This is a genomic window from Formosa sp. F44, from assembly GCF_056238645.1.
This window is the reverse complement of sequence record NZ_JBWDLJ010000029.1, coordinates 1-564: the sequence shown is the minus strand read 5'-3', so window position 1 is coordinate 564 and position 564 is coordinate 1. Positions and strand designations below refer to the sequence as shown.

Annotated in this window: 1 protein-coding gene; it reads right to left on the bottom strand. The window is 31.2% G+C overall.

The window, feature by feature from the left end:
• Nucleotides 1-127 precede the first annotated feature (127 nt).
• On the bottom strand, nucleotides 128-316 hold the full coding sequence (locus tag AC0UBM_RS18370; RefSeq protein WP_475689638.1) for a hypothetical protein: 189 nt from the start codon (nucleotides 314-316) through the stop codon (nucleotides 128-130).
• Nucleotides 317-564: the final 248 nt, after the last annotated feature.

The window sequence follows — 564 nt, the reverse complement described above, 5'->3', positions numbered from 1 at the left end:
TTTTTAAATTTGACGATTTCCAATAAAAAAATAAATAGTAAAATTTAAAAATTCGGCTTGTGTTTAATCCGAAAAGTAATAGCTTATTATCAGCGCTACTTTTCATATACGGAGCCGTTAGGGTGCATTAGCCCTCAAGCCATTCATTTAGAAAATCCCTAAGTTGATTTAAGTTTTCTTCATTTAAATAAATAAGCGAATGTCCGTAAACAGTGTCTAGTTCAAGCAGTAAATCGTCCAGTCCTTCTCCTGTAAAATTATCAGTAGTCTCAATTGTAAGTTTATCTGTTTCATTTGTTTTAATTGTAATTCCCATAATTTAAAAACGCACCCTAACAAAGTATAAAATTCATGCTAGGGATTTTTTTGGTTAATATATTTTTTCTTCTAGTTTATTTGCTGTGTGATTCCTACGGAATCAAAACAGCACGATCTTTATTCGGAGCGTTGCCATTCATTGACGGAACGCACTCTGAATCCAAAAATTAGAGTTTATAAAAATCGCTTTTTGACAAGAAAACACTGAAACTTTACTCAAATTAGGAATAAAAAATTACAGCGGAT

What these genes read in the sequence shown, in the direction of transcription:
- AC0UBM_RS18370 (WP_475689638.1), bottom strand. Translation starts at nt 316, where the DNA reads ATGGGAATTACAATTAAAACAAATGAAACAGATAAACTTACAATTGAG.